A 19,365-nucleotide genomic window follows, 5' to 3' on the forward strand; every position below is an offset into this window, starting at 1 on the left:
AGCCGTCATTCTGGCACGCCGGTGGCGGCCACCCAAGGTGTGGCGCGTGGGTGTGACGGCTGTCTCAGCCGGTCTCGGCCGCGTTCCCGATCGACTTGAGGAGGGCGTCCACGACGCGCGGGTCGTACTCGTAGCCGAGCCCGAGGTAGATGCGCTCGACGGCCGCGTCCCTCGCCCGCGTGCTGCGGGCACCTGCCGTGAGGTCCTCGTAGGCGTTGACGACCTTGACGATGCGGCTCGTCATCGGGATCTCCTCACCGAGCTCACGCACCTGGCGGTAGGGGGTCGTCTGGTGCTCGAGGATCTTGGCCACGCCCTCGAAGACACCGGTCTCGCGGACGATCGCCACGGTGTCGGCCTCGATGCGGCGCTGGTCGGCCGGCGCCGCCAGCACCGTGGCGCCGCCCGGGATCGGCTCGACCAGAGCGACCTGGCCGATGTCGTGCAGCAGGGCGGCGTACTCGAGGTCGAGCAGCTCACGCTCGGACAGGCCGAGCTCGCGCCCGACCCGCACCGAGAGGGCCGCGACCCGCTCGGAGTGCCCCGCCGGGGTGTAACCGGCGGCGTCGGTGAGACGCGAGAGCGTGCGGATGCTCTGGAGGTAGGTGGCGCGGATGCTGACGTAGCGGCGGAAGGCGAAGAGCGTGAGCACGAGGGGCATGAGGAAGAGGGGCAGGGCCGCGACCCCGAGCGGTGGCGCGGCCAGCGCGATGAGCACACCCGTCACGGCGACCGCCATCGACAGGGCGAAGGACGACCGGAACTCCTCCACGAAGGTGCGCCGCAGGCTGACGGCCGCCGACAGCACGCGCATGACAGACGTGAACAGTGCGTCGGTGACCAGCGCGAGCATGCAGATGCCGAGCAGCAGCAGGGCGTGCTGCCACGGCTCCGGGATCTCGTCGGGAACGGGCGTCGCGGGGTTCTGGCCGAGCACGGCGACGCGGTAGACGAGCGTCGCCACCAAGATGGCGACGAAGCGCCCGGTCGTCTCGACGATGCTCGTCTCGCGTCCCGCCACGACGCGCACGGTCGCCCCGAGCGCCATCGACGCGGCCGTCACCGACAGCACGAAGGCAGGCCCGTAGGGAAGCTCTTCGCCGGCCGGCATCTCGGTGGTCAGGGCGAGCCCGAACGCGGCCGCCATGGCGATGGGGGCGCCCCCACGGAAGCCGGGGGCCGCGAGGTGGAACCACTCCCCCAGCACGATGGCGAGCGCGAAGGCCGCGACCGCGGCGAACGTGGCCTGGTCTCGAAGGGGCGGCACGTCGCCGCTGCGGATCGTCACGACGAGTGAGACGAGGAGGCCGAGCAGGCCGAGGACGGCGGCGACGGGCTCACGCCTGAGGGTGCCCTTCACGACGACACCCCCGTGGTGGTCCTGAGCGGCACTCCGTGCTTGTCGAGGGCGACGATGGTGGCCGCGACAACGTCGGGGTCGAACCGGCCCGGGTCGCCTTGGAGCTGTCTGGCGACGTCGGCGATGGCCGCCCGTCCGCCCGTCGTGGGGTCGACCAGGGCGCGCTCGACCGCGGCGACGACGGCGACGATGCGAGCGGCGACCGGGATGGTGTCGCCGGCGAGCCCGTCGGGCCGCCCCTCACCGTCGAAGCGTTCGTGCTGGTGACGGATGCCGGACCGTGCGTCCTCGAGGAAGTCGATGCCCTCGATCATCCGGGCGCCCATGACGCAGTGCCGGTCGAGCACCCGGCGCTCGGCGGGGGTCAGCGAGTCAGCCGGCCGGCGCAGCAGTCTCGTGGCGACGCCGAGGTGGCCGATCTCGTGCAGCGTCGCGGCATACCTGACCGTGCCGATCTGGCCCGGCGGCAGGCCGAGCTCCTCCGCCACCCACTCGGCGAGAGCCGCCGCGCGATGGCTGCGGTCGACGGCGGCGGGCTCCTTGGTTCCGAGCGCGGTCACCAGCGTGTCGATGGTCCTCTCGTGCGACCGCATCTCCTCGCCGTACTGGACGAAGGCCCACCGGGCGGCCAGCAGCGGAGCCATGATCAGCAGGGCGCTGAAGGCCCCGAGGCCGGCCGGGAACCACAGGATCACGAAGAGCAGCCCGATGATGCCGTAGCCGATGTACGCGACGCCGGAGCCGGTGAGCACGCGGCGCAGCTGGACACCGAACGGCACTCCCTGGTCGAGGTGGATCACGCCGGAGAGCAGCACGGCGTTGACGAGGCAGGCGACGACGTCGGCGGCGAGCAGCGGCCAGCCGACCGTCGCCGCGAGCTCAGCGGTGTCCTTGCCGAGCATGCCGTCGCCCTCGACGCCCCCGAGCAACGCGTACGTCAGCCCACCGGCAGCACCGAGCAGGCCGCTCATGGCCGCGTTGAACATCGTTGCCGACCAGCGCCGCTGGTTGCGGTCGACGAGCATCGACACCGACCCGACGACCCAGGCGCCGAAGACACCGGAGATGGCGGCCGACGCGACGAGGATGATCGAGAGGAACGAGAAGCTGATCCGCAGGCCGACGTCGAGCTCTCGGATCTGGAAGCTCACGATGCCCATGAGACAGAGCAGGAGCAGCGGCCACAGCTCGGGTCGGGGCAGCTCGACCCAGGCGAGCACTCCCGTCACGAGGGACAGGGCGAGGACGCCCGCGAGGTATGCGGGCAACCACCGTGACCGGACGGTCACGGTGGTCGTGTTGCTCACGTCGCCCACGGTAGCGCGACGGCACCGGGACCTTCGGGCCCCGGTGCCGTCTCGAGAAGGTTGGTCGGCCTCAGCCGCCCCAACCCCACACGCTGGACATGGTGAGCAGGGCGCGCGTGGCGAAGTCGTTTGCGGCGAGTGCCGACAGCAGGGCAGCGAACATGTTGGGGGGCTCCTTGATCCAAGTGGTGTTCCGGATGCGTGCGCCATGGAGGGGCGTTGCTGCGGCAGCACAGAACAACTGAGGTTTCCCTCGGAAAGCAGCGTCCCAGAAACGGCAGGCGCACGTAAGGGATCCGATCGTCGTCGACCGGATCCATACCAAGATTTTACCGTTGAACCGGCAATCACGTGGGCGAATCGTCCCCGAATTGGGTCGGCTCGCCCGGTTGTGGAAGAATCGGGGCTTCGTGCCCGTACGGGGACGAGACCACAGCAGCACCAAGGAGAGCCGACGATGAGCAAGCGCGCCCGCAAGCGCCGCTCCCGCAAGGGCAACGCCGCCAACCACGGCCGCAAGCCCAACGCCTGAGCCGCAGACGCAAAAGGCCCGCACCCGATCGGATCGGGGCGGGCCTTCGTCGTGTCCGAGCCAGGTGCCGCAGCCACCACCAGGGCGGCGCTTGACCAGCGCGTGTCAGGGCCGTTCAGCAGCGATCCGGCACGGGGCCGGCTCAGCCGCGGTCGACCTGGATCACCGTCATCGAGATGCGCGACATGATGGTCGTGCGCAGCGCGTCGGGCGCCTGCTCGCACTCGCACGAGCGCTTGATCAGCGACTTGAGCGTCGTGTCGAGGTCGTACTCCTTGAGGCACGGGCCGCACTCGTCGAGGTGCGCCTGGATCTTGGCGCACTCCTCCGGACCCAGCTCGCCGTCGAGGTACTCATAGACGCGCAGCAGCGCCTCCGAGCAGTCGGTGCGCGACTCGCTCCCGGGGGCGGCCGCCGTGTGCTCGTTCATGACCGGCTTCCTTCCGTGCCGTCGCCCGTGGCCCCGGCGGTGCCGGCGGCGGCGAAACCGCGGTCGGCGGCATACCCCGAGAGGAGCTCGCGCAGCTGGCGTCTCCCCCGGTGCAGGCGGCTCATCACGGTCCCGATGGGCGTGTCCATGATCTCGGCGATCTCCTTGTAGGAGTAGCCCTCGACGTCGGCGAAGTAGACCGCGAGGCGGAACTCCTCCGGGATCGACTGGAGGGCGCGCTTGACGTCGCTGTCGGGCAGGTGGTCGAGCGCCTCCGCCTCGGCCGAGCGCAGTCCGGAGGACGTGTGCGACTCGGCGCGCGCGAGCTGGTAGTCCTCGATCTCTGCCGAGTCGGACTCGAGGGGCTGGCGCTGCTTCTTGCGGTAGCTGTTGATGTAGGTGTTGGTGAGGATGCGGTACATCCACGCCTTGAGGTTGGTCCCCGGCTTGTACTGGTGGAAGGCCGCGTACGCCTTCGCGAACGTCTCCTGGACGAGGTCCTCGGCATCGCTGGGGTTGCGCGTGGTGCGCAGCGCGGCGCTGTAGAGCTGGTCGAGCAGGGGCATGGCCTCGCGCTCGAAGCGCGCGCGGCGGTCGGTCTCGTTCTCGGCTGCGACGTCGACGCTCGCGTCGGCGGCCTGCTGTGCGGCCGTGGCGTCGAGGGCCGCGTCGAGGGCCGGGTCGGCGGGCCTGTCGGCGCCGGGCGCGTCGCTGCCCGGCTCGGCGAGCCGCAGCGCAGCGCTGGGGTCGGTGTTCTTGTCCTTTGCCATCACGGCCCAGCCTAGTCCGGCGAGCCGGGCCTGCCGCCCGTGCTCCACGGCCTGGTTGTGCCAGGGCAGCACCGAGGCCTCGTCGGGTGCGCAGGTGCGGCTCGTGACCATGCCTGCTGCAACGACACCTAGCCGGGCAGCATTCCCGCGATCGAGGTCAGGGCCTGGGTCAGGGCGCCGCGGGACCCCTTGGGGTAGCTGTGCGCGCCGGGGACCTCGACGAGGCTCGTCCCGGCGGGCAGGTGGGGACGCACCTCCTCGGGCGTACCGAAGGTGTCGTGGGTGCCCTGCACGACCCACGACGGGTCGGGCGCCAGCGCGAGCTCGTGGGCGCGCAGCTTGTCGGGTTGCCCGGGCAGGTGCAGGGGGAAGCTGAGCAGCAGGCCGGCGTCGGCCTCCAGGGGGCCGGCCGTGCGGCACGCCACGCGGGCCCCGGCACTACGGCCACCCACGACGAGCGGCCGCGGCAGCCGGCCACGACCCGTGAGGAGCGCCTCGACGATCGGCACCCAGGCGGCGTCGAGCGTCGGTGGCCGCCCGGCCACCCTGCGGCCGGCGACGAGCCAGGGCTGCTCGACGAGCACCACGGCCCAGCCCGCACCGAGCAGCACCTCGCGCGCGATGGCGAGGTCGATGGCGCCGAGCCCTCCCCCGGCGCCGTGGCCCAGCACGACGGTGCCGCGCGGCCGGGAGGGACGCTGGACGTGCGCCCGGCCGGGCCCGCCCGGGGTCTCGATCTCGCGGACCGTCGTGCGCGTCGGACCGCTCACGCCCCGATCACCTCGCCGGTCATGGGGTCGACGACGCCCTCGAGCTCGGAGGCGGCGACCGGCTCGACGAGGGTGGGTCCGTTGTTGGCGGTGGCCCCGACCGCCCGGCTCACGGGGTGGGCCTCGAAGCGGCCCGGGTCGGCGAACTCGAGGACGCCCTGGACGTAGCCGGCGTCGTTCTCGTCGGGGTCGAGCCACTGCTCCCACTGTGCGCGTTCGAGGACCAGGGGCTGCCGGTCGTGGATGCGGTCCATGCCGGGGTCGGCGGCCGTCGTGATGATCGTGAAGGTCGTCAGCCACGCCCCGGGGTCGCCGTCGGGCAGCTCCTTGTCGCGCCAGAACTCGTAGAGGCCGGCCAAGGCGACCGGGTCGCCGTCGGCGCGGTGGATGAAGAACGGCTGCTTGCGGGGCTTGCCCTTGGCGTCGAGGGCCGTCGGCGAGACCTGCCACTCGTACCACCCGTCGGCCGGGACGATGCAGCGTCGCGAGAGGGCCGCCTTGGCGAACGCGCCCTTGCCGAGAACCGACTCGGCGCGCGCGTTGGTCATGCGCAGGCCCATCTTGACGTCCTTCGACCACGCCGGGACGAGGCCCCAGGTGAGCAGGCGGAGCTGGCGGGTCGGCTCCGCGTCGTCGGGTGCGTCAGTGCCCCGGGGCCGTCGGGTCAGCACGACCGGCGCCTGCTTCGAGGGCGCCATGTTCCAGTCGGGCTCGCCCGCCGGCGGGTTCTGTGGGTTCTTGAGCACGCTGCGCGCGGGCTCGGCCGTGTGGTCCTCGTCGACGTCGAAGGCCTCGATGAGCTCGTCGGGCCGCGCGCTCGCGGCATACCTCCCGCACATGCGGCACAGCGTATGCCGCTGCGCCGACCCGCACGGGCAGGGGCGGGCGCGGGGGCGAGACGGCATACGGACTGATCCGGAAGGTGCGTCACACCGCACCCTCGGTGGGCGCGCCCACCGAGGGTGCGGGTATGTCGATACCGTAGGTGTCCACTGGTCCACGATGGTCGCGGCGCGGTTCGTGCCGCCGACCCGAGGAGGAGCTCCGCATGATCGTCCGTCGTCTCGCCCGTCCGCTGCTCGCATCCGTGTTCGTCGCCGCCGGCGTCGAAGCCCTGCGCCACCCGGCGGCCCGCACCGACCAGGCGGCCCACCTCCTGCAGAAGGTGCCGGGCCAGGTGCCCGGCGCAGAGGTCGCCGCGAAGGACCCCGACCTGTTCGTGCGCGTCAACGGGGCAGCCCTGCTCGGCGGTGGCCTCCTCCTCGCGACCGGACGCATGCCGCGTCTGGCCTCGACGGTGCTTGCCGCGTCCGTCGTGCCGACCACGGCCATCGAGCACGCGTTCTGGGAGGAGATCGACCCGACGCGAAAGGCCCAGAGCCGCAGCCTCTTCCTCAAGAACGTCGGGCTGCTCGGCGGCCTGCTCCTCGCCGCCGTCGACACCGAGGGCAAGCCCGGCCTGGCCTGGCGCGCCCAGCACGCCACGAAGACGACGCGCCGCGAGGCACGGCACGCCAAGCAGACCGCCAAGCGCGAGGCCCGCCTCCTCGCCCATCGAGCACAGGACGTCGTGAGCTGAGTTGAGTCCCGCTGATCCATCGCCCCAGTCCCCCTCCCCGAACGGTGTCACCACAGGCGACACCCTGACGGACGAGCCGGACTGGGCGGCGCCGCTCGCCCCTGGCCCACTCGACGCGACGGTCGTGCTGCCGGGGAGCAAGTCCCTCACCAACCGCTACCTCGTGCTCGCCGCCCTGGCGAGCGACCGTTCCCGCCTGCGGGCCCCGCTCCGCTCGCGCGACACCCTGCTCATGGCGGACGCACTGCGGTCGCTGGGGGTCCGCATCGACGACGTGGCCCCCGAGGGCGAGTCGGCGCCGGGGGCGGTGCCCGACTGGCTGGTCACGCCACCCGAGACCCTCACCGGGAACGTCACCGTCGACTGCGGCCTCGCCGGCACCGTCATGCGCTTCCTGCCCGCCGTCGCGGCACTCGCCGACGGCCCCGTGCGGCTCGACGGCGACCCGCAGGCCCGGGTGCGGCCCATGGGTCCGGTCATCGACGCGCTGCGCGCCCTCGGGGCCGACCTCGACGACGACGGTGGCTGCCTTCCCGTCACGGTCCGCGGCCGGGGGCGCCTGCCCGGCGGGTCGGTCACGATGGACGCATCCGCGTCGTCGCAGTTCATCTCGGCCCTGCTGCTCGCGGGCGCCCGCTACGACGACGGCGTCACCGTGCACCACGACGGCAAGCCGGTGCCGAGCGAGCCACACATCCTCATGACCGTCGAGACGCTGCGTGACGCCGGTGCCATCGTCGACGACAGTGAGCCCGACACGTGGCGGGTCGAGCCGTCCGAGATCAACGCGCTGGACGTCTCCGTCGAGCCCGACCTCTCGAACGCCGGTCCGTTCGTCGCCGCGGCCCTCGTCGCGGGTGGGGCGGTGCGCGTCCCCGGCTGGCCGCAGCACACGACGCAGGCCGGTGACATGCTCCGCGAGATCCTCGACACGATGGGTGCCGACGTCCGGCTCGACCGGGCCGGGCTCACCGTCGTGGGCAGCGGCGAGCTCGTCGGCATCGAGATCGACCTGCACGACGCGGCGGAGCTCACCCCCACCGTGGCCGCCCTCGCGGCGCTGGCGTCCACCCCCACCTGGATCCGCGGCGTCGCGCACATCCGCGGGCACGAGACCGACCGTCTCGCGGCCCTCACGGCCGAGCTCGGGAACCTGGGCTCGCGGGTGACCGAGACCGACGACGGCCTGCGCATCACGCCGTCGACCCTGCACGGTGGACGTTTCCGCAGCTACCACGACCACCGCATGGCGACGGCGGGCGCCATCATCGGCCTGCGCGTGCCGGGCGTCCACGTCGAGGACATCGGCACCACGCGCAAGACGCTGCCCGACTTCGTCGGCCTCTGGCGCGGCATGCTCGACGGCTCGGCGTCCGTGGTGCTTCCTCGATGAGCCGGCGGGAACTCGACGAGGCAGACATCCGGGTCCGCCCGAGCCGCAGGGGATCGAGGCCCCGCACCAAGGAGCGCCCGGCTCACGCGGATGCCGTCGTCGCGATGGTCATCGGCGTCGACCGGGGCCGCTACACGTGTCTCGTGCCGAAGGGCGTCCTCGGCAAGAAGGAGCCCGAACGCACCGTCACCGCCATGAAGGCGCGCGAGATCGGCCGCACCCGTGTCGTCGTCGGCGACGACGTCGCGCTCGTCGGTGACCTGGCCGGCGGACCCGACGCCCTGGCCCGCATCGTCCGCATCGAGGAGCGCCGGTCGGTGCTGCGCCGCACCGCCGACGACACCGACCCCTACGAGCGCATCATCGTCGCCAACGCCGACCAGCTCGTCATCGTCACGGCGCTCGCCGACCCCGAGCCGCGCCCCCGCATGGTCGACCGCTGCCTCGTCGCCGCCTACGACGCCGACCTCGAGCCGCTGCTCGCCCTGACCAAGGCCGACCTCGTCGACCCGGCCCCGTTCCTGGCCAGCTACGCCCCGCTCGAGGTCGAGCACGTCGTGACCTCGCGCACCGCCGACGGCTTCACCGGTCTCGACGACCTTCGGGCCCGCCTGTCCGGCAAGGTGTCGGTGTTGGTCGGCCACTCCGGCGTCGGCAAGAGCACCCTCGTCAACGGCCTCGTGCCGGGCGCCCTGCGGGCGACCGGCGTCGTCAACGACACCACGGGCCGCGGCCGGCACACCTCGACCAACGCGGTCGCCCTGCGGCTGCGCGGCGCCGACGGGGCCGACGACGGGTGGGTCATCGACACCCCCGGCATCCGGTCGTTCGGCCTGGCCCACATCGACGTCGACCGCATCATCGACCACTTCCCCGACCTCGCGGCGGGCACCGACGAGTGCCCACGGGGCTGCACCCACGACGAGGAGGAGTGCGCCCTCGACGCGTGGGTCGCCGGCGGTCACGCCGGCGCCGCCGGGCCCTCGCGTCTCGCGTCGCTGCGACGGCTGCTGTCGAGCCGGTCGGGTGAGGAGCACTGAGCCGCAGCGGCATACGGCCGCTCGCCGTCGTGGCGCACGACGATCCGGCGAAGCCGCGCCCGTGTGCCGGGTGCTCCCCGCCCGCGCGCCGGGCGTTGCCGCTAGGTTGACCCGGTGACCTCCTACGACGACGACCTCCGTTTGGCCCACGTCCTCGCGGATGCCGTCGAGCGGGTGACCATCGCCCGCTTCCGGGCCGCCGACCTCGTCGTCGAGAGCAAGCCCGACCTGACGCCGGTGACCGACGCCGACCGGGCCGCCGAGGAGCTCGTGCGAGGCCAGCTCAAGCGCACGAGGCCCCGCGACGCCGTCGAGGGCGAGGAGTTCGAGACGACCGGGCACGGCCCGCGTCGGTGGATCATCGACCCCATCGACGGCACGAAGAACTTCGTGCGAGGCGTGCCCGTCTGGGCCACGCTGATCGGTCTCGTCGTCGACAACAAGCCGGTTCTGGGCCTCGTGTCGGCGCCGGCCCTGCAGCGCCGCTGGTGGGCGGCCACCGGTTCGGGCGCGTGGACCGGTCGATCCCTCTCGTCAGCCCGCCGCATCTCGGTGTCGCAGGTCGGCCGGCTCGGCGACGCGTCGCTGTCGTACTCCTCGCTCGCGGGGTGGCGGGTGCGGGGCCGGCGCGACGACTTCCTCGACCTCATGGACGACTGCTGGCGCACCCGCGCCTACGGCGACTTCTGGTCCTACATGCTCGTGGCAGAGGGCGCGGCCGACATCGCGGCCGAGCCCGAGCTCGCGGTGCACGACATGGCCGCCCTGGTGGCCATCGTCGAGGAGGCCGGGGGCCGGTTCACCGGCCTCGACGGCCGCGACGGCTGCTGGAGCGGCAACGCCCTGGCCACGAACGGGCTGCTGCACGACGAGGTGCTGGGCCGCATCGGGATGTCGTCCGAGTGAACCGCGGCGCCATGACCTCGCCACTGCCACAGGCGTTTTCGACATGACCGGGTCGCCGACGGCGCCGGGCGCGGCCGCCTCCGTGCGGCCGGCCACCCCGGACGACGTGCCCATGCTCGCCTCGGTGGCAGCCGCCACCTTCGTGCTTGCCTGTCCCCCGTCGATGGCACCCGAACGCGTCGCGGCCTTCGTCTCGGAGGTGCTCTCGCCCGAGCGGTTCAGGGCGTACCTCGCCGACCCTGACCGCCGGCTCCTGCTTGCCGAGCGCTCGGGCGCCGTCCTCGGCTACGCCATGCTCGTCTCGGGCGAGCCGAGCGACGGCGACGTCCGTGAGGCGATCCACTACCGTCCCACCGTCGAGCTGTCGAAGATCTACGTCCTGCCCGAGGCGCACGGCACGGGTGCCGCGGGGCTGCTCATGGAGCGCGGTCTCGACTGGGCGCGCAGCGTCGGAGCGGCGGGCGTCTGGCTCGGGGTCAACCAGCAGAACGAGCGCGCCCAGCGCTTCTACGCCAAGAGCGGCTTCCACCGCGTGGGCACCAAGCGCTTCCTCGTCGGCGGCGTGCATGAGGACGACTTCGTCATGGAGCGCGCCCTCGCCCCGCTTGCCTGACCGAACGCGGCGTTCGGTGTCGGACGCCGTGTTCCACCGGCGCGTTCGAGGCCGAACGCCGCGTTCGCAGGCTGTGGAGGCGGGTCAGGTGTCCTGGACCACGGTGATGTCGCCGAGTCCGAGGGCCCGGAGCGACTCGAGGTGCTCTGACGCGTCGCCCGCCATGACGATCGTCCACCCTGCCCCCGGCGCACCGGTGCCGATGCCCGCCCCGTCGGCGAACCGGGCGTATGCCGCGTCGACGCGGGCGCGGTCGACGGTTGCGAGGTCGCGGAGGTTCGCCGTCGTGAACGCTGTCGTGCGACCGTCGAGGGCCATGCCGACGGCCTCGTCGGCGATGGTGTCGGCGGTGGCGTAGCGACCTGGCGCCGTCTTGGCGATGAAGTCGACGCCGGAGCGAACCTCCTTGTCGCTGAAGCCCGCTCGTCCACCCTCGAGGATCTCGACGAGCAGCCGCAGCGACTCGGCCGTCGAGTCGGCGCGCACCGACCCCGACGTCAGGAACACGCCTCCACGACGACGGGGGCGGAAGCTCGACCGGATGCCGTAGGTGTAGCCCTTCTCCTCGCGCAGGACGGCGTCGACCCGGGCGTTCGGCGATCCGCCGAGCACGAAACCGAGGACGGGGTACGGCGCCCAGCCGCCCTCGACCGACCGGTCAGGCCCCGGGGCGCCGATCACGAGCTCGGTCTGCACCGATCCCGGTCGCGACACCAGCACGATGCGGCCGCGGTCGGCGGCCAGAGAGGCTGCGTGGTCGAGGTGGCGGGGTCGGTCCGTCGGCCCCTTCTGCCAGCCGCCGAGGGCGGACTCGACCAGATCCGGGACGTCGAGGCCCTCCAGGTCGCCGGCGACGACCGCCGTCACGCCGGCTGCGACGACGTGCTTCTCGTGGAACGCCGCCACGTCATCGCGGATGATCGCCTGGACGGTCTCACGCGTGCCGCCGGTGGGCCGGGAGGACCGGTCGTCGGCGGCGTAGAACGTGCGCACGAACTCGAGACCGGCCCGGTGGGCAGCCACGGACCGTTCCTGCTCGATCTCAGCGAGCCGGGTGCGCACCTGACGCGCCACCTCCGCCTGCGGGAACACGGGCTCGGTGAGGATCTGCCGCAACAGGTCGAGCGCCGGCTCGAGGTTGCCCTTGACGACGTCGAGGTCGATCGACAGGCCCGCGTCGGCCATACCGGCACCGAAGCTCACGCCCTTGCGCTCGAGCAGCCGTGCGAACTCCTCCGCCGTGTGGTTCGCGGTGCCCTCGTCGAGGGTGCGGGCCATGATCGAGGCCACACCCTCGCGCTCACGGGGCTCGTCGCGCAGCGACACCGGCAGGCCGAGCCGCACCGACAGGACGTACTGGCCAGGCACGTCGTAGGTGATGAGCCGCAGGCCGTTCGGCAGGTCGTGCGTGTGGCCCTCGGGGAAGTCCCACGGCTCGGGCGGGGCCACCACGGGGCGGGCGACGGCGGTCATGCGGCCTCCTCCGAGTCCTTGTCGGAGTCCTTGTCGGAGTCCTTGTCGGAGTCCTTCACGGAGTCCGTCTCGTCCGGCTCCTCGAAGGGCAGGCCGGGGTCGGCGAGGTAGCGCACGACGGCGCGCGACCGCGGGTCGAGCCACGCCTCGGCGGCGGCCCGCGCCTGCTCTGCCGTCACGGCGCGGATGCGCTCGACGAACGTGTTGACGTAGGCCGGGTCGCCCGTCAGCAGCGCGTGGTGGCTGATGTGGTCGGCGCGCTCCTCGATGCTCGCGAGGGCGCTCAGCCACGAGCGCTCGGTGTCGGCGATGACCGACTCCAGCTCGGCGGCATCCGGGCCCTCGGCGATGAAGCGAGCGATCTCCTCGCAGACCGCGGCCTCGACCTGCTCGACGTCGGCGCCGGCCGACACGTCGACCGTGATGGTGCCGAGACCGACGCCGTCGACGAGACCCATGGTCCAGCCCCCGACGGCGACGGCGGTCTCGTCGGTGCGCACCAGGCGTCGCACCAGGCGCGAGCTCGCGAGCCCCCCGAGCACGTCGACGGCCACCTGGCACGCCAGGTAGTCCGGCGTCGTGTCGACCGGCAGTCGGAAGCAGACGTAGATGCGGTCGTTGGGCACGTCACCGACGCGGTCGAGGCGTACGGGCTCGGAGAGCGGCGGCAGCTGCGCGAGGCGCTCGCGGGCCTGCAGCTCGATCGCCGGGAGCGGCCCGAAGTACTTCTCGGCGGCGGCGAAGCCCTCGTCCGGGGTCACGTCACCGACGAGGGTGAGCACCGTGTTGTTGGGCCCGTAGTGGGCCCGGTAGAAGGCGTGGACGTCCTCGAGCGTGGCCGCGTCGAGGTCCTCCATCGAGCCGATCGTCGGGTGGTGGTAGGGGTGACCTTCGGGGAAGACCGTCGCGTAGATGTCGATGAGCGCCTTGCCGTAGGGCACGTTGTCGTAGCGCTGGCGCTTCTCCTCCTTGACGACGTCACGCTGGTTGTCGAGGTTCTCCTGCGTCACGGCGTCGAGCAGGTGGCCGTGGCGGTCGGCCTCGAGCCACAGCGCGAGCTCCATCGCTCCGGTCGGCACCGTCTCGAAGTAGTTCGTCCGGTCGAACCAGGTGGTCGCGTTCAGCCGTGCGCCCTCGTCCATGAGCGCCGAGAAGTGCTCGCCCGAGGCGACGTTGCGGCTGCCCTGGAACATCAGGTGCTCGAAGAGGTGGGCGAACCCGGTGCGGCCCGGGCTCTCGTGGCGGCTGCCGACGCCGACCCAGAGGTTCACCGCGACGTTGGGCACCGTGTGGTCCTCGCTGACGATGACGCGCAGGCCGTTGGCCAGCGTCCGTTCGACGAGGGGGTAGGAGATCGCTGTCACGCGCTCGACCCTATGCGACGAAACGCTGGGAAACGGCTGGTGTGGCACCCCGGAGGCCGTGCTGGGTGCACAATGCTCTCCGCCGCATCCGGCACAGCACCTGCACAGGAAGAACCCACATCTCATGAGCGACCGCACGCCCGCCGACCCGACAGTCCCCGAGCCGACGCCGGAGCCCGTCGTCCAGCCGGTGCCGCCGACCCCGACCGACGCGCCCCGTGCCGACACGCCCGCCGCGGAGCCGTCCAAGCGGACGGCCCTGTTCAAGCGCTTCGGCGGGGCGTTCCTCGCGATCATCGCCTTGTTCGCCTTCCGCGCCTTCACGGCGGACGACGGCACCCACGGCATCAAGACGGGTGAGTGCGTGGCTGCCGTCGGCACCGACGACTTCAAGAAGGTCGACTGCGCCGACTCGACGTCGCTGGGCACGGTGACGTTCATCCAGGCCGACACGGCGACCGACCAGACGTCGGCCCTGTCGCTGTGCGAGAAGCACGGCGCCCAGGGGGCCTTCACGAGCGTGGTCGGCGACGGCGGCAGGGGCACCATCGTCTGCGTCGCCGATCCGAAGTAGTCGACGCGCGACCCGCGCACTGCGACACGCACCGCGCCACGCATGACGACACCCCTGCCGGCCGCGGTCGGCAGGGGTGTCGTCATGTTCTCGTTGGCCATTGGCTAACCAATGGTTATGGTTTGAACAGATAGCATCACTTGGCGCTATGGTTTGGTCATGGGTGCTCTCGACGACGGCGACGACCTGCTGGCCACGATCCGGGGGAGCGTGATCGGTGACGACCACGTCATGGTCGGTCCCTACGGTCCCCGCCGGGTCACGTATGCCGACTACACGGCCTCCGGGCGCGCCCTGGGCTTCATCGAGGACTTCATCCGCGACGAGGTGCTCCCCCGCTACGCGAACACCCACACCGAGAGCTCGGGCACCGGCCTGCAGACGACGCGACTGCGCGAAGACGCGCGGCGCACCATCCGCGAGGCGGTCGGCGGCGACGACGAGACGGTTGTCGTCTTCGCGGGGTCGGGCTGCACCGGGGCGATCGACAAGCTCGTCGGCATCCTCGGCCTGCGCGTGCCATCGAACTTCGAGGACCGTTGGCACGCAAGCCGTCTCGTGCCCGCCGACCAGCGACCCGTGATCTTCATCGGCCCCTACGAACACCACTCCAACGAGGTCATGTGGCGCGAGTGCGTCGCCGACGTCGTCGTCATCCCCCAGGACCTCGACGGACACGTCGACGTCGCCGTGCTGCGCGAGCAGCTGACGGCACACGCCCACCGCCCGCTGCTCATCGGCTCCTTCTCGGCGGCGAGCAACGTCACCGGCATCGTGACCGACACCGACGCGATCTCGACCCTGCTCCACGAGCACGGCGCGCTCGCCTTCTGGGACTACGCCGCCGCGGCCCCGTACGTCGACATCGAGATGTACGGTCGCGGGGGGCCCGGCGTCGCCCACCCGTGCGCCTACAAGGACGCCGTGTTCCTCAGCCCCCACAAGTTCATCGGCGGACCGAGCACGCCCGGCGTCCTCGTCGTGCGCCGGGCGCTCATGACCAACCGCGTGCCCGACGTGCCGGGAGGCGGCACCGTCAGCTACGTCAACCCGGCCGACCACGACTACGTCGTCGACCCCGCCCACCGTGAGGAGGGCGGCACCCCGGCCATCATCGAGGCGATCCGGGCCGGGCTCGTCTTCAAGCTCAAGCAGGCGGTCGGCGTCGACACGATCCGTGCGCGCGAGGCCCGTTTCCTGCAGCGGGCCGTGCGGGCCTGGCAGGCCGAGCCATCGATCGAGATCCTGGGCAACCTTGCGGCAGAGCGCCTTTCGATCGTGTCGTTCGTCGTCCGCGCCGAGGGTGAGCGCTATCTCCACCACAACTTCGTCGTGGCCGTGCTCAACGACCTCTTCGGCATCCAGGCGCGCGGTGGCTGCTCGTGCGCCGGCCCCTACGGCCACTACCTGCTCGGCATCGACCTCGAGCGCTCGCACGAGTTCGAGCGCGAGATCGGCCGCGGCTGCGAGGGCATCAAGCCCGGCTGGGTGCGGGTCAACTTCAACTACTTCATCTCGGACGTCGTCGCCGACTACGTCATCGACGCGGTGCGCCTCGTCGCGAGGGAGGGCTGGCGCCTCCTCGGCGACTACGACTTCGAGCCCGCGACGGGGCTGTGGCGACACCGCAACGGCCCCGTCGAGCCGCCCCTGCGCCTCGACGGGATCGGGTTCGGCGGCGGGCGCCTCACCTATGCGGCCCAGCCGGAGCGGGCCGGCGAGGAGGCGCTGGCGGGCTACCTCGACGAGGCCAGGGCGATCCTCGCCTCGGCAGAGCCGAAGCGGTGCGACGAGGCCCACGTCAACGTCGACTTCGACCACCTGCGCTGGTTCGAGCTGCCCGTCTCCAGCCTGCCCCGCTGACGACCGGCCCAGCGTCCGCGCGCGAGTGCCGTGCCTGCACGGCATTCGTGTGCCCCCGGGGCCTGGCCGTACGGGCTGCGGACCGTTGAGGACAAGACGAAGGCCCCCACACTGTGGGGGCCTTCGTTGCCGCGCGATGCGCTGTAGTAGCGGGGGCAGGATTTGAACCTGCGACCTCCGGGTTATGAGCCCGGCGAGCTACCGAGCTGCTCCACCCCGCGTCGGCAAGAGCAACGTTACGCGAAACCTCCCGCAGGACCAAATCGAGGTGACGCCTTCGCCTGCCAGACGCGTACGCCACGCGAAACGACCTGCGGCAGCACGCGATTCGCGTGCTGCCGCAGGTCGGGCAAACCGTGGGTGCGTCAGGGTCTTGCGGTCGGAGTCGACTTCGGTGAGGCCTCGACGGCGCGCTTGAGAGCGTCCTTGAGCCTGGTCTGGGCCTGGCCGTAAGCCGCGAAGTCCCCCTTCTTGAGCGCCGCCTCACCCTCGGCGTAGGCCGCCTCGGCGTCCCTGAGCGCCTTGGACAGAGCCGCAGCGTCCTGCGCACCCCCGGGAGGCGGCGTGCCGGTCGGTGGCTGCGACGGCATTGCGGTGCTGCCAGGGGTCTGCGTCGGGGTCGAGGTCGGGGGCGTGGAGGTCCCGTTGTCGCCGGCCTGTACCCCCGAGCCGCCGAAGAGGTCGTTCAGCGCGGCATCCAGTGACCCGGCCCAGGCGATCTTGTCGCCGAAGGCGACGGCCACGGCCGACAGGCGCGGGTAGGTGCCGGATCCGCTCGAGCGGGCCTGGACGTAGATCGGCTGAACGTAGAGCAGGCCGTTGCCCACCGGCAGCGTCAGCTGGTTGCCGAAGATGACGCTCGCACCGGTCGACGAGGTCGTCGAGATGAACTGCGCGAGGGTCAGCTGGCGGCCGAGGGAGGCGTCGTTCGAGGTCACCGCCGAGGTGCGCATGTCGTTGTAGACCTGGCCGGGGCCGTTGACCGAGCCACCGGTCGTCTCGAGCAGGCGCATCTTGCCGTAGTTCGGCGACTTCTTGCCCGACTCGGAGCCGGCGTCGCCGTCGACCGCGAGGAACCCGGACAGGACGTTGCGGTCGCCGGTCGGCATGAACGTCGAGGTGAGCGAGAACGCGGGGCTCGACTGGTCCGGCATGGCCAGCGACAGGTAGTACGGCGGCTGGAGGAAGTCCGAGCCCGACTGCGTCGGGTCGTCGGGCACCCGCCAGAAGTTCTGGCCGCCGTAGAACGACGCGGCGTCGCGGTCGTGGTACTTCTCGAGCAGGGTGCGCTGGACCTTGAAGAGGTCCTCCGGGTAGCGCAGGTGCGACATGAGCGAGCCCTTGATGGCGCTCAGCGGCTTCACCGAGTCGGGGAAGATGGCCATCCACGCCTTGAGGACGGGGTCCTTCTCGTCCCACTGGTACAGGGTGACGGTGCCGTCGTACGCGTCGACCGTCGCCTTCACGGAGTTGCGCACGTAGTTGACCTGACCCGCCTGCACGGCGCGCACCGAGTTCCGCGTGCTCGTGACGGCGTCCTCGGTCGCGGCGTCGAGGGTGGTCGTCTCGGAGTACGGGTAGTTCGAGGAGGTCGTGTAGCCGTCGAGCACCCACAGCACGCGACCGTCGACGACCGCAGGGTACGCGTTCCCGTCGAGGGTCAGCCACGGCGCGACGCGCTGCACGCGGTCACGGGGCGTGCGGTGGTCGAGGATGCGCGACCCGTCACTCACCTGGTCGGAGAGGAGGAAGTTGATCTCGCGGTACTTGACGGCGTACGCGAGGCGCTTGGCGGCGTCGAGCGGGACACCGCCGGTTCCCTTGTAGGTGTAGTTGATCTGGCCCGTGCCCTGCGGGTCGGGGTAGTCGAACTCCTTGTTGGCTCCGACGATGGAGTACTCGGGCGAGCTCTCGCCGAAGTAGATGCGCGGCTCGTACTTGCCGAGCGCGCCGTCGGTGCCGATCTGCGACTCGAAGAAGCTGGGACGGCCGTCGCTCGTGCGCGTGTTGCCCTTCGCCGCGACGACCCCGTAGCCGTGCGTGTAGACCGTGTGGTCGTTGAGCCAGTTGCGCTGGCCGTCGGGCACGCCGCTAAGGTCCAGCTCGCGCGCCGCGATGACGGTGTCCTGGTTCCTGCCGTCGATCTGGTAGCGGTCGACGTCGAGCACGTCGGCGAACTGGTAGTAGCCCTTGCTCGCCTCGAGCTGCTTGAACGTGGGGCTGACGACGTTGGGGTCGATGAGGCGGATGCCGGGGACCGTGGCCGCGTCGTCGCGTAGCGCGTTCTGCGTGGCGACGCTCTTCGTGTCGTAGGGCTTGACGTCGATCTGGTCGAAGCCGTATGCCGCCCGCGTCGCGTCGATGTTGCGCTGGATGTACGGCACCTCGAGCGACTTCTCGGAGGGGCGCACCTTGAGCGACTGTACGAGCGCCGGGTAGATGCCACCGACCGCCACCACGATGACCGCCAGGACCGCGACGCCGACCAGCGGCAGGCGCCACGAGCGGGTCCAGATCGTCGTGAGGAACATGATGGCGCACATCACCGCAGCGACCGCGAGGATGCCCTTCGTCGGGATGATCGCGTGCGACTCGGTGTACTGGATGCCCGTGATCTTCGTCGACTCGGCGGTCGCCAGGTTGTAGCGGTCGACCCAGAAGGCGACGGCCCGCACCAGCACGAGGGCCGCCGCGATGCCCGACAGGTGCACGCGGGCGGCGTGCGTCGAGCGCATCTTGTTGCCGGCGACGATGCCGCCGTACAGATAGTGCGTGAACGCCGCGGTGATGAAGCCGATGACGAGGATCATCGTCAGGAACGCGACGACGAAGTTGATCCAGGGCAGGTCGAAGACGAAGAAGCTGATGTCGAGGTTGAACTCGGGGTCGGTGGTGCCGAACGGGTTGCTGTTGCGCCACAGCAGGAAGGTGTCCCACTGGGTCGCCGCCGACAGTCCGGCGAAGAGCCCCACGGCGAGCGGCGCGGCCACGGTGGCCGTGCGGCGCATCGGCTCGACGAGCTGCCGGTAGTGCTCCATCGCCTGCGTCTCGGGCGACGGCGCGTAGATCGGCCGGCTGCGGAAGGCGATGTGGATGCTCGACCACACCATGGCGGCCGTCAGCAGCCCACCGACGATCCCGAGCAGCAGCTTGGTGACGAGCTGCGTGGTGAAGACGCCGGAGAAGCTGACCGACTGGTACCACAGCACCTCGGTCCAGAACTGCGCCGCGATCGCGATGACGACCAGCAGGGCGGCCGCCACCACCAGGGCGGTGACGAACGGGCGGCGGGTCGGCGGCAGGGTGGCCGTCTCAGCACGCCGGGGCGCGCCGGAGTCGTCGTCGTTGAAGTTGCCCGGCGGAGGGCCGAAGTTGCTGTCGCTCACGTGGC

The 19,365-nt window shown here is 71.5% G+C and carries 17 protein-coding genes and 1 tRNA gene; 8 read left to right on the plus strand and 10 right to left on the minus strand.

Translation table 11 applies throughout. The annotated features are described in order from the left end of the window. Positions 1 to 64: 64 nt before the first annotated feature. Together ACFQ2V_RS02205 and ACFQ2V_RS02210 are read right to left on the minus strand one after the other, a co-directional pair. A complete protein-coding gene (locus tag ACFQ2V_RS02205; RefSeq protein ID WP_386050346.1) occupies positions 65 to 1,360 on the minus strand; it encodes an HD-GYP domain-containing protein in 1,296 nt (431 codons plus the stop codon). Further along, positions 1,357 to 2,667, minus strand: a complete 1,311-nt coding sequence (locus ACFQ2V_RS02210) for an HD-GYP domain-containing protein (RefSeq protein WP_386050348.1) — start codon at positions 2,665 to 2,667, stop codon at positions 1,357 to 1,359. Before ACFQ2V_RS02210 ends, ACFQ2V_RS02205 begins: the two co-directional genes overlap by 4 nt. Before the next feature lie 457 nt (positions 2,668 to 3,124). Between ACFQ2V_RS02210 and ACFQ2V_RS02215 the strand changes: the two genes are divergently transcribed. Next, complete coding sequence (locus ACFQ2V_RS02215; RefSeq protein ID WP_369791897.1) at positions 3,125 to 3,199, plus strand: 50S ribosomal protein bL37; 75 nt, start codon at positions 3,125 to 3,127, stop codon at positions 3,197 to 3,199. Between the two features lie 142 nt (positions 3,200 to 3,341). On the opposite strand, the gene rsrA is transcribed toward ACFQ2V_RS02215, so the two are convergent. The 4 genes from rsrA to ACFQ2V_RS02235 are packed head-to-tail and all read right to left on the minus strand — an operon-like array spanning position 3,342 to position 6,008. Further along, on the minus strand, positions 3,342 to 3,629 hold the full coding sequence (gene rsrA, locus ACFQ2V_RS02220) for a mycothiol system anti-sigma-R factor (RefSeq protein ID WP_386050350.1): 288 nt from the start codon (positions 3,627 to 3,629) through the stop codon (positions 3,342 to 3,344). Continuing rightward, positions 3,626 to 4,510: a sigma-70 family RNA polymerase sigma factor gene (locus ACFQ2V_RS02225; RefSeq protein WP_386050352.1), complete on the minus strand. Its 885-nt coding sequence runs from the start codon at positions 4,508 to 4,510 to the stop codon at positions 3,626 to 3,628. Before ACFQ2V_RS02225 ends, rsrA begins: the two co-directional genes overlap by 4 nt. A 17-nt stretch (positions 4,511 to 4,527) precedes the next feature. Then, the gene (locus ACFQ2V_RS02230; protein WP_386050353.1) at positions 4,528 to 5,169 is read right to left on the minus strand and encodes an alpha/beta hydrolase family protein; all 642 of its coding nucleotides are present in this window, start codon (positions 5,167 to 5,169) and stop codon (positions 4,528 to 4,530) included. After that, a complete protein-coding gene (locus tag ACFQ2V_RS02235) occupies positions 5,166 to 6,008 on the minus strand; it encodes an SOS response-associated peptidase (protein WP_386050355.1) in 843 nt (280 codons plus the stop codon). The genes ACFQ2V_RS02230 and ACFQ2V_RS02235 overlap by 4 nt, the downstream gene beginning before the upstream one ends. A 209-nt stretch (positions 6,009 to 6,217) precedes the next feature. Here ACFQ2V_RS02235 and ACFQ2V_RS02240 point away from each other — a divergent pair, with 209 nt between their 5' ends. From ACFQ2V_RS02240 to ACFQ2V_RS02260, 5 genes are all read left to right on the plus strand, one after another. Beyond that, positions 6,218 to 6,748, plus strand: a complete 531-nt coding sequence (locus ACFQ2V_RS02240; protein ID WP_386050357.1) for a DoxX family membrane protein — start codon at positions 6,218 to 6,220, stop codon at positions 6,746 to 6,748. 64 nt (positions 6,749 to 6,812) lie between these two features. Further along, positions 6,813 to 8,141, plus strand: a complete 1,329-nt coding sequence (aroA, locus tag ACFQ2V_RS02245; RefSeq protein WP_386051035.1) for a 3-phosphoshikimate 1-carboxyvinyltransferase — start codon at positions 6,813 to 6,815, stop codon at positions 8,139 to 8,141. Further along, the gene (gene rsgA / locus ACFQ2V_RS02250; RefSeq protein ID WP_386050359.1) at positions 8,138 to 9,181 is read left to right on the plus strand and encodes a ribosome small subunit-dependent GTPase A; all 1,044 of its coding nucleotides are present in this window, start codon (positions 8,138 to 8,140) and stop codon (positions 9,179 to 9,181) included. Before aroA ends, rsgA begins: the two co-directional genes overlap by 4 nt. 114 nt (positions 9,182 to 9,295) lie before the next feature. Then, the gene (gene hisN / locus ACFQ2V_RS02255) at positions 9,296 to 10,087 is read left to right on the plus strand and encodes a histidinol-phosphatase (protein WP_386050361.1); all 792 of its coding nucleotides are present in this window, start codon (positions 9,296 to 9,298) and stop codon (positions 10,085 to 10,087) included. Positions 10,088 to 10,130: 43 nt separating this feature from the next. Further along, positions 10,131 to 10,700, plus strand: coding sequence for a GNAT family N-acetyltransferase (locus ACFQ2V_RS02260; RefSeq protein WP_386050362.1), 570 nt, complete (start codon positions 10,131 to 10,133; stop codon positions 10,698 to 10,700). A gap of 84 nt (positions 10,701 to 10,784) precedes the next feature. Here the strand turns inward: ACFQ2V_RS02260 and ACFQ2V_RS02265 are convergent, their stop codons facing one another. After that, positions 10,785 to 12,173, minus strand: coding sequence for a M16 family metallopeptidase (locus ACFQ2V_RS02265; protein ID WP_386050364.1), 1,389 nt, complete (start codon positions 12,171 to 12,173; stop codon positions 10,785 to 10,787). After that, positions 12,170 to 13,537: a M16 family metallopeptidase gene (locus ACFQ2V_RS02270; protein WP_386050365.1), complete on the minus strand. Its 1,368-nt coding sequence runs from the start codon at positions 13,535 to 13,537 to the stop codon at positions 12,170 to 12,172. Before ACFQ2V_RS02270 ends, ACFQ2V_RS02265 begins: the two co-directional genes overlap by 4 nt. Before the next feature lie 124 nt (positions 13,538 to 13,661). Here ACFQ2V_RS02270 and ACFQ2V_RS02275 point away from each other — a divergent pair, with 124 nt between their 5' ends. Further along, positions 13,662 to 14,111 carry a hypothetical protein gene (locus ACFQ2V_RS02275; protein ID WP_386050367.1) on the plus strand — a complete coding sequence of 150 codons (450 nt, stop codon included), beginning with the start codon at positions 13,662 to 13,664 and terminating at the stop codon, positions 14,109 to 14,111. Positions 14,112 to 14,270: 159 nt separating this feature from the next. Next, on the plus strand, positions 14,271 to 15,974 hold the full coding sequence (locus ACFQ2V_RS02280; protein ID WP_386050368.1) for an aminotransferase class V-fold PLP-dependent enzyme: 1,704 nt from the start codon (positions 14,271 to 14,273) through the stop codon (positions 15,972 to 15,974). A gap of 147 nt (positions 15,975 to 16,121) precedes the next feature. On the opposite strand, the gene ACFQ2V_RS02285 is transcribed toward ACFQ2V_RS02280, so the two are convergent. Then, positions 16,122 to 16,195: transfer RNA gene (locus tag ACFQ2V_RS02285), tRNA-Met, on the minus strand. Between the two features lie 144 nt (positions 16,196 to 16,339). Further along, a complete protein-coding gene (locus ACFQ2V_RS02290; RefSeq protein WP_386050370.1) occupies positions 16,340 to 19,360 on the minus strand; it encodes a UPF0182 family membrane protein in 3,021 nt (1,006 codons plus the stop codon). Positions 19,361 to 19,365: the final 5 nt, after the last annotated feature.

Source organism: Terrabacter terrigena (assembly GCF_042676085.1).
Taxonomy (GTDB): domain Bacteria; phylum Actinomycetota; class Actinomycetes; order Actinomycetales; family Dermatophilaceae; genus Terrabacter; species Terrabacter terrigena.

What these genes read in the sequence shown, in the direction of transcription:
- rsrA (WP_386050350.1), bottom strand. Translation starts at nt 3,629, where the DNA reads ATGAACGAGCACACGGCGGCCGCCCCCGGGAGCGAGTCGCGCACCGAC.
- ACFQ2V_RS02225 (WP_386050352.1), bottom strand. Translation starts at nt 4,510, where the DNA reads ATGGTCACGAGCCGCACCTGCGCACCCGACGAGGCCTCGGTGCTGCCC.
- ACFQ2V_RS02235 (WP_386050355.1), bottom strand. Translation starts at nt 6,008, where the DNA reads ATGTGCGGGAGGTATGCCGCGAGCGCGCGGCCCGACGAGCTCATCGAG.
- ACFQ2V_RS02240 (WP_386050357.1), top strand. Translation starts at nt 6,218, where the DNA reads ATGATCGTCCGTCGTCTCGCCCGTCCGCTGCTCGCATCCGTGTTCGTC.
- rsgA (WP_386050359.1), top strand. Translation starts at nt 8,138, where the DNA reads ATGAGCCGGCGGGAACTCGACGAGGCAGACATCCGGGTCCGCCCGAGC.
- ACFQ2V_RS02260 (WP_386050362.1), top strand. Translation starts at nt 10,131, where the DNA reads ATGACCGGGTCGCCGACGGCGCCGGGCGCGGCCGCCTCCGTGCGGCCG.
- ACFQ2V_RS02265 (WP_386050364.1), bottom strand. Translation starts at nt 12,173, where the DNA reads ATGACCGCCGTCGCCCGCCCCGTGGTGGCCCCGCCCGAGCCGTGGGAC.
- ACFQ2V_RS02275 (WP_386050367.1), top strand. Translation starts at nt 13,662, where the DNA reads ATGAGCGACCGCACGCCCGCCGACCCGACAGTCCCCGAGCCGACGCCG.
- ACFQ2V_RS02280 (WP_386050368.1), top strand. Translation starts at nt 14,271, where the DNA reads ATGGGTGCTCTCGACGACGGCGACGACCTGCTGGCCACGATCCGGGGG.